General features: G+C 69.9%; 1 pseudogene. It reads left to right on the top strand.

The annotated features are described in order from the left end of the window. Positions 1–55 precede the first annotated feature (55 nt). Positions 56–967 (top strand): annotated as a pseudogene (locus ACFE99_RS07775) (aldehyde dehydrogenase family protein); the annotation flags it as partial. Positions 968–984: the final 17 nt, after the last annotated feature.

Genomic DNA, 984 nt, shown 5'->3' with positions numbered 1-984 from the left:
GCTCCCCGGTGTTGATCGCCAGGGAGCCGGGTAACACATATCCGTGCTGCAGACCATGGAATTGACGGTTCTCGACCCTCGCACCGGTGAGATCGTCAGCCGGGTGCCGGTCGCGGACGGCGCCACTTGTGACGACACCATCGCGCGGGCGAGCGCGGCGTTTGGCGCATGGGCCCAGACATCGTCAGCCGAGCGGGCTGCCGCGATGCGAGCGGCAGCGTCCGACGTCCGCGCAGCGGCCGACGAGCTCGCGGAGCTGAACGAACGCGAAACCGGCAAGCTCAGGCAGGACGCGCTGGGCGGCGTACAGGCCGGCGCGGATACGCTCGCGCAGTACGCCGAGCTTGGACCGCTGCACCGCGGCCGTAGTCTGCAGGGCGGCTGGGGCGCAACAGATCTGATGGTTCCTGAGCCACGCGGCGTCGTGGCGGTGTTCACTCCGTGGAACGACCCGGTCGCGGTGGCAGCCGGACTGCTGGGCGCCGCCCTTGTCACCGGAAACACCGTGGTGCACAAGCCAAGTGAACGTTGCCCCCGCACCGGCCGGCGGTTCGCCGAGCTACTGGCAGCCCACCTACCCGTCGGTGTGCTCGAGATCCTCGACGGCGACGGCGCGGTTGGTGCCCGGCTGACCGCAGCCGAGCAGGTCGATGTCGTGGCCCACGTCGGAAGCACCGCTACCGGTCGAGCGATCGCCCGCGCGTGTGCTGAGCGCGGCGCCAAAGCATTGCTGGAGAACGGCGGCAACGACGCGCTGATCGTCGATGCTGGCGTCGAGCCGCGCTGGGCGGCCGAGCAGGTCGCGCTCGGAGCGTTCGCCAACGCGGGTCAGATCTGCGTTTCGGTGGAACGCGTCTACGTGGTGGAGGCTGCGGCGGATGCGTTCGTTGACGCACTGGTCGCCGAAGCCCGCAGTTGGGCCGACCGGATCGGCCCGCTGGTGGACGAGCGGCAGCGCGAGCAGGTCCATCGACACGTCACCGA

The sequence above is a fragment of the uncultured Mycobacterium sp. genome (assembly GCF_964249325.1).
Classification (GTDB): Bacteria; Actinomycetota; Actinomycetes; order Mycobacteriales; family Mycobacteriaceae; genus Mycobacterium.
This window is presented reverse-complemented; position numbering and strand designations above follow the sequence as displayed.